Here is a 6372-nt window from a genome sequence, read left to right as displayed (position 1 = left end):
CCATGCCCAGAACTGTAACGCGTTCTAGTTTCCAGAGCCACGCCGAGCCGTCACTTTCTGACGCCGAGAGGTGCTCGATAGGACCGTGTTGGTCTCGACACGCCTCCGCCTAGCGGCTCCGGCGGCTCGACCAGCGGGTCAAGGGTCAGACCGTCGCGCCCTGCGGTGTCGGAGTCGGCCGCACGCCAAGGTCGGCGGTGCGTACGTCCTTGGTCTCGCGGGCGGTCAGGGCAGCGATCGACGCGACGAGGCAGACGACCGCGGTGTAGCCGGCGGTGACGACCCAGCCGCCCTCCTGCACGCCACCCAGAGCGGTGACGATCGACGGCGTGAACCCGGCCAGCAGGAAGCCGATCTGGGTGCCGATCGCGACACCGGAGAAGCGCACCGGGGTCGGGAACATCTCGCCGTAGAAGGACGGCCAGGTCGCGTTCGCGGCCGCGTAGCCGAACGAGAAGGTCAGGACCGCGAGCGCGAAGACGAGCAGCTCGCTGCCCTGGCTCATCGAGAGCAGGTAGAACGGCATCATCACCGCGCTGGCGACGGCGCCGTAGATGAAGACCGGCTTGCGCCCGATCTTGTCCGCGAGCCGGCCGAACATCGGCTGGGTGAACAGCGCGACGACGTTGGCCGCGACGACCAGCCACAGCGTGATCGAGTCGACCATGCCGACCGCGACTCCGTAGGCGATGGCCAGGTTGCCGAAGACCGTGGAGACGGCCGCGATGAAGGCGCAGCAGATGACTCGCACAACGTCGACCCAGTGGTCACGCAGCAGCACCGCGAGGGGCAGCTTGGCGACCTCGTTGTTGGCCTTGGCCTCCTCGAACTCCGGGGTCTCGTTGAGGCGGCTGCGGATGAAGAACGCCACCAGGACCACGATCGCGGAGAGCCAGAACGGGATCCGCCAGCCGATGCTGTACTTGATGTCGTCCGGCAGCGCGACGACCGGGATGAAGACGAGCGCGGCCAGGATCTGGCCGCCCTGGGTGCCGGTGAGCGTCCAGGACGTGTAGAAGGAGCGCTGATCGTCGGGGGCGTGCTCGAGCGTGAGCGAGCTGGCACCGGCCTGCTCACCAGCGGCCGAGAGCCCCTGGAGCAGTCGGCAGAAGACCAGCAGTGCGGGCGCGATCCAGCCGGCCTGGTCGAACGACGGCAGACAGCCGATCAGGAACGTGCTGCCGCCCATCAGCAGGAGGGTGAACAGCAACACCTTCCGGCGGCCGATCCGGTCACCGAAGTGACCGACGAAGACCGCACCGACTGGGCGGGCGACGTACGCGAAGGCGAACGTCGCGAACGACATCACCAGCGCGGCGTCTCCGGCGCTGGGGAAGAAGACATGCGGAAAGATCAGCGCCGCGGCAGAGCCGAAGACGAAGAAGTCGTAGTACTCGACGGCACTGCCCATGAAGCTGGCCAGCGCGGCCCGTACCGGGGTCTTGCCTTCTTGGTTCTCGGTGTCAGGTCCCGCCATCGGGTCCTCCTCGGGTAGGCCCGCGGTTCCTGACCGCGGACGGGTGGGGGGTGTCTGAAGTTTGGGTCAGCCGGCCGCGGCCAGCTCGCGCAGGTGGGCGAGCATCCGCTCGGCATCGGGGTCGATGCCGGTGATCAGCCGGAAGGCGTCGACGGCCTGGTAGACCGCCATGTGGCCTCCGTGGAGCGTCCGGCAGCCGGCCTCACGCGCCGCCTGGAGGAGCGCGGTGTCCAGCGGCCGATAGACGATGTCCGCCACCCACAGCTCGGGGCGGAGGAGGCTCGTGTCCAGCGGCGTACCGGGGTGGTCGGCCATGCCGACCGGGGTGCAGTTGACCAGTCCGTCGGCGTCAGGGAGGAGCGCCGGCAGCTTGTCGACGTGGCTCGCCTCGACGGTGCTCTCTGGGTGATGACGCCGGATCTCCTCGACCCGCGCCTGGGCGCGGTCGAGGTCCATGTCGGCGATGACCAGGTTGTCGACGCCCTGGCTCACGAGTGCGTGAGCGACGGCCGAGCCCGCCCCTCCCGCGCCGAGCTGCACGACGGTGCCGAGCGGGGCTCCCGGCATCCCGGTACGCAGCGCGTGGCCGAAGCCGGTCGTGTCGGTGTTGTAGCCGACCGCCCCCTCGTCGGTGAAGACGACGGTGTTGACCGCACCGAGCCGGGCCGCGGTCTCGTCGAGCCGGTCGAGGTGCTCGATCACGAGCTCCTTGCACGGGTGGGTGATGTTGAGGGCGTCGAAGCCGAGTCGCCGCGCCTCCCTCATCAGGTCGCCCACGCCCTCGGCCGGGATCCCCAGCTCGGTGATGTCGAGCGTCTTGTAGACGTACGACAACCCGTGCTCGAACCCTTCGCGCATGTGCAGCGCCGGACTCAGCGAGGGTCCCACTCCCGCGCCGATCAGGCCGACAAGAAACGAAGACTTCATCCAGACGATCCTTAATGTACGAACTAGTACGTTACGAGAGTGAAGGGGATCACATCCGGCCCCGCGTCGTCAACCCCCGCATGGCAAAGAGCCCGTCCCCGCGGTGCGGGAACGGGCTCTTCGGAAGCTTGGCGTCAGCGAGCGGTGAGCCAGCCGACGACGATGTCGCCGAGGATGCGGCGGTGACGCTCGCGTACGTCGGGGGCGAGCATGTCGCGGCCGAACAGGAAGCCGAAGGTGGCGCTGTTGGCGACCTGGAAGACGCAGTAGGAGCTGATCATCATGTGCACGTCGACGGCGTCGACGTCGGCGCGCAGCTCGCCGGAGGCGCGCCCGCGGGCGAGGACCTCGTCGAGAAGGGAGGCGGCCGGCGTACCGAGGTCGCGCAGCGACTCGACCTTCCCCAGGTGCTGGCCGTGATGGATGTTCTCGACCGAGACGAGACGGATGAAGGCGGGGTGGTCGTGGTGGTGGTCGAAGGTCAGCTCGGCGATCCGTCGCACCGCCTCGACGGGACTCAGGTGGTCGGCATGCAGGCTCTGCTCCCGCTCGCGGATGCGGCGATAGGCAGCCTCGAGGACAGCGAGGTAGAGCCCCTCCTTGCCGCCGAAGTAGTAGTAGATCATCCGCTTCGTGGTGCGGGTGCGCTCGGCGATCTCGTCGACCCGCGCACCGGAATAGCCCTGCTCGGAGAAGACCTCGGTCGCGATCTCGAGCAAATCAGACCGGGTGCGTTCGGCATCACGCGACTGAACCATGCCCCGAGCCTAGAGCACGACCGGCTTCCCAACGCGGACCAATGTATGTACCGTTTCGTACATTAGCGACGAACGGAGAACCATGCGCACCTCGATCGCCACGGTCTGTCTCAGCGGCGGCCTGGTCCAGAAGATGTACGCCGCGGCCGAAGCCGGCTTCGATGCGATCGAGATCTTCGAGCCCGATCTCATCGCCGCACCCCAGTCCCCCGAGGAGATCCGGGCGCTCGCCGACCGACTCGGGCTCACCCTCGACCTCTACCAGCCCTTCCGCGACGCCGAGGGCGTCGACGAGACCGCCTTCCAGGACGTGCTGCACCGCGCCGAGGCGAAGTTCCGGCTGATGAACCGGCTCGGCATCGACCTGATGCTGGTCTGCAGCAACGTCGGCACCGCGACCGTCGACGACGACGAGGTCTCCGCGGGACAGCTGCGGCGGCTGGGTGATCTGGCTGCGACGTACGACATCCGGCTCGCCTACGAGGCGCTCGCCTGGGGACGGTTCGTCGACGACTACCGGCGCTCGTGGCGCATCGTCGAGCTCGCCGACCACCCCAACGTCGGGATCTGCCTGGACAGCTTCCACATCCTCTCCCGCGGTCACGACCCCAAGCAGATCGAGGAGATCCCGGCCGAGAAGATCTTCTTCCTGCAGCTCGCCGACGCCCCGGCGCTCAGCATGGACGTGCTCTCCTGGAGCCGTCATCACCGGCTCTTCCCCGGCGAGGGCAGCTTCGACCTGCCGGCCTTCCTCGGTCACGTCCTGCGCGCGGGCTACGATGGCCCGCTGTCGCTGGAGGTCTTCAACGACACCTTCCGCCAGACCGACCCGGTCCGCACCGCCCGTCAGGCCCAGCGCTCGCTGCGCTGGCTCGCCGACCGCACCGCCGACCTGCTCGGCGAGGAGGCCGGCCGCGAGGGGCGTCCACTCCCCCGGCTGCCCCAGGTGGCCGCGCCCGAGGCCTTCGACTTCGTCGAGATCAAGGCACCGGACACCTCCGGCGTCGAGGTGCTGCTCGAGCAGCTCGGCTTCGACTTCGGCGGCCGCCACCGCAGCAAGCAGGTGCGCCTGTGGACCTGGGGCGCGGCTCGCGTCGTGTGCAACGACGTGCCCAGCGCCTCGCCCGAGCCGCGTATCGCGGCCGTCGGCTTCGACGTCGCCGACTCGGACCCGGCTGCCGAGCGTGCCGCCCGGCTGATGGCACCGCCCGTCCACCGGCGGACGTACGCCGGCGAGCAGGCCCTGCGCGCCTTCACGTCCCCCGACGGCACCGAGGTCTTCCTCTCGCACGCGGAGGACTGGATCGGCGAGTTCGACGGCGGGGTGTCGAGCACCGGACGCGGCGCCCGGATCGACCACGTCAACCTGGTCCAGCCCTGGCACAGCTTCGACGAGGCGGTCCTCTTCTACACCAGCGTGCTGTCGCTGACCCCGCAGCCGACCCAGGAGGTCGCCGGCCCGGCCGGTCTCGTACGCAGCCAGGTGATGAGCTCACCGGCCGGCGGCGTACGCCTTCCGCTCAACCTGCTCCCGAGCGGGCAGCTCCCCAACGACCAGCAGGGCCACGCCCAGCACATCGCGCTCGCCTGCAACGACATCATCGGGGTCGTCACGGCCGCCCGGGAACGCGGCCTGCGTCCGCTCGAGGTCCCGGGCAACTACTACGACGACCTCGTCGCCCGTTTCGGCCTCGCCGACGAGCTCGTCACCACCCTGCGCGATCTCGACCTGCTCTACGACCGCGACGCCGACGGTGAATACCTGCACTGCTACACCGAGACCGTCGGCGAGGTCTTCTTCGAGCTCGTCGAGCGCCGCGAGCGCTACGCCGGCTACGGCGCCGGCAACGCCCCCGTACGCCTAGCCAGCCAGGCGACCGCTGGTTGAGCCCGGCGAGCGCCAGCGAGCCGGTGTCGAAACCAACACAGTTCGTACGCGACTGTGTTGGTCTCGACACGGATTCGCTCGTTCCTCACGAATCCGGCTCGACCAGCGGGGTCAGAAGTTGCCGCGGCGCTCCTGCTCGCGCTCGATGGCCTCGAAGAGGGCCTTGAAGTTGCCCTTGCCGAAGCCGAGGGAGCCGTGGCGCTCGATCATCTCGAAGAAGACGGTGGGGCGGTCGCCGATCGGCTTGGTGAAGATCTGCAGCAGGTAGCCGTCCTCGTCGCGGTCGACCAGGATGCCGCGCTTCTGCAGCTCCTCGATCGGCACGCGCACCTCACCGATCCGGGCGCGCAGCTCGGGGTCCTCGTAGTAGGAGTCGGGGGTGTTGAGGAACTCGATGCCGGCGTCGCGCAGCGCGTCGACGGTGGCCAGGATGTCGCCGGTGGCCAGCGCGAGGTGCTGGGCGCCAGGGCCCTGGTAGAACTCCAGGTACTCGTCGATCTGCGACTTCTTCTTGGCGATGGCCGGCTCGTTGAGCGGGAACTTCACCCGGTGGTTGCCGTTGGCGACGACCTTCGACATCAGCGCGGAGTAGTCGGTGGCGATGTCGTCGCCGATGAACTCGGCCATGTTGGTGAAGCCCATGACGCGGCCGTAGAAGTCGACCCACTCGTCCATCTTGCCGAGCTCCACATTGCCGACGACGTGGTCGAGCGCTTGGAAGAGGCGCTTGGGGGCGCCCTCAGGCTTCTTCAGCGTCGAGGTGCGGGCGACATAACCGGGCAGGTAGGGGCCGTCGTAGCCGGACCGGTCGACCAGCGTGTGGCGGGTCTCGCCGTAGGTGGCGATGGCGGCGATGCGTACGGTGCCGTGCTCGTCGCTCACGTCGTGGGGCTCCTCCAGGACGCGGGCGCCCTGCTTGCGAGCGTGCTCGATGCAGCGGTCGACGTCGGGAACCTCGAGGGCGATGTCGATGACGCCATCACCGTGGCGGGCGTGGTGGGCGATGATCTCGCTCTCGGGCGCGACGCCGCCCTTGATCACGAACCGCACTCCCCCGCTGCGCAGCACGTAGGCGTGGTGGTCACGGTTGCCGGTCTCGGGACCGGAGTAGGCGACCAGCTCCATGCCGAAGGCGCTCTGGAAGAAGTGGGCGGTCTGGGTGGCGTTGCCGACAGCCCACACGACCGCGTCCCAGCCGGTGACCGGGAACGGGTCGGAGGTGTCGTCGTAGGCCACCAGGCCGACGAGCTGCTCCAGCTCGGCCAGCCCGAGTCCGGCGAGCTTCTCTTGGTTGGTCAGGGTGTCTGCAAGCGTCATGCGGG

Annotated in this window: 5 protein-coding genes; 1 reads left to right on the top strand and 4 read right to left on the bottom strand. The window is 68.7% G+C overall.

Features of this window, described 5'->3' with window-relative positions; genetic code table 11:
• Window positions 1-145 precede the first annotated feature (145 nt).
• From ABZY89_RS22175 to ABZY89_RS22165, 3 genes are all read right to left on the bottom strand, one after another.
• Window positions 146-1477, bottom strand: a complete 1332-nt coding sequence (locus tag ABZY89_RS22175; RefSeq protein ID WP_355230670.1) for an MFS transporter — start codon at window positions 1475-1477, stop codon at window positions 146-148.
• A gap of 66 nt (window positions 1478-1543) precedes the next feature.
• Entirely contained in the window at window positions 1544-2404 is an 861-nt protein-coding gene (locus tag ABZY89_RS22170) for a shikimate dehydrogenase (RefSeq protein ID WP_355230668.1), read from the bottom strand.
• A 134-nt stretch (window positions 2405-2538) separates the two neighbouring features.
• The gene (locus ABZY89_RS22165; protein WP_355230667.1) at window positions 2539-3162 is read right to left on the bottom strand and encodes a TetR/AcrR family transcriptional regulator; all 624 of its coding nucleotides are present in this window, start codon (window positions 3160-3162) and stop codon (window positions 2539-2541) included.
• Between the two features lie 82 nt (window positions 3163-3244).
• Here ABZY89_RS22165 and ABZY89_RS22160 point away from each other — a divergent pair, with 82 nt between their 5' ends.
• The gene (locus ABZY89_RS22160; RefSeq protein ID WP_355230665.1) at window positions 3245-5050 is read left to right on the top strand and encodes a TIM barrel protein; all 1806 of its coding nucleotides are present in this window, start codon (window positions 3245-3247) and stop codon (window positions 5048-5050) included.
• Between the two features lie 111 nt (window positions 5051-5161).
• Here the strand turns inward: ABZY89_RS22160 and hppD are convergent, their stop codons facing one another.
• Window positions 5162-6367 carry a 4-hydroxyphenylpyruvate dioxygenase gene (gene hppD, locus ABZY89_RS22155; RefSeq protein WP_355230663.1) on the bottom strand — a complete coding sequence of 402 codons (1206 nt, stop codon included), beginning with the start codon at window positions 6365-6367 and terminating at the stop codon, window positions 5162-5164.
• Window positions 6368-6372 lie beyond the last annotated feature (5 nt).

Source organism: Nocardioides sp. NPDC006303 (assembly GCF_040613175.1).
Lineage (GTDB): Bacteria > Actinomycetota > Actinomycetes > Propionibacteriales > Nocardioidaceae > Nocardioides.
This window is presented reverse-complemented; position numbering and strand designations above follow the sequence as displayed.

Excerpts from the sequence above, each read along its gene's own strand:
- ABZY89_RS22175 (WP_355230670.1), bottom strand. The coding sequence starts at position 1,477 with ATGGCGGGACCTGACACCGAGAACCAAGAAGGCAAGACCCCGGTACGG.
- ABZY89_RS22170 (WP_355230668.1), bottom strand. The coding sequence starts at position 2,404 with ATGAAGTCTTCGTTTCTTGTCGGCCTGATCGGCGCGGGAGTGGGACCC.
- ABZY89_RS22165 (WP_355230667.1), bottom strand. The coding sequence starts at position 3,162 with ATGGTTCAGTCGCGTGATGCCGAACGCACCCGGTCTGATTTGCTCGAG.
- ABZY89_RS22160 (WP_355230665.1), top strand. The coding sequence starts at position 3,245 with ATGCGCACCTCGATCGCCACGGTCTGTCTCAGCGGCGGCCTGGTCCAG.
- hppD (WP_355230663.1), bottom strand. The coding sequence starts at position 6,367 with ATGACGCTTGCAGACACCCTGACCAACCAAGAGAAGCTCGCCGGACTC.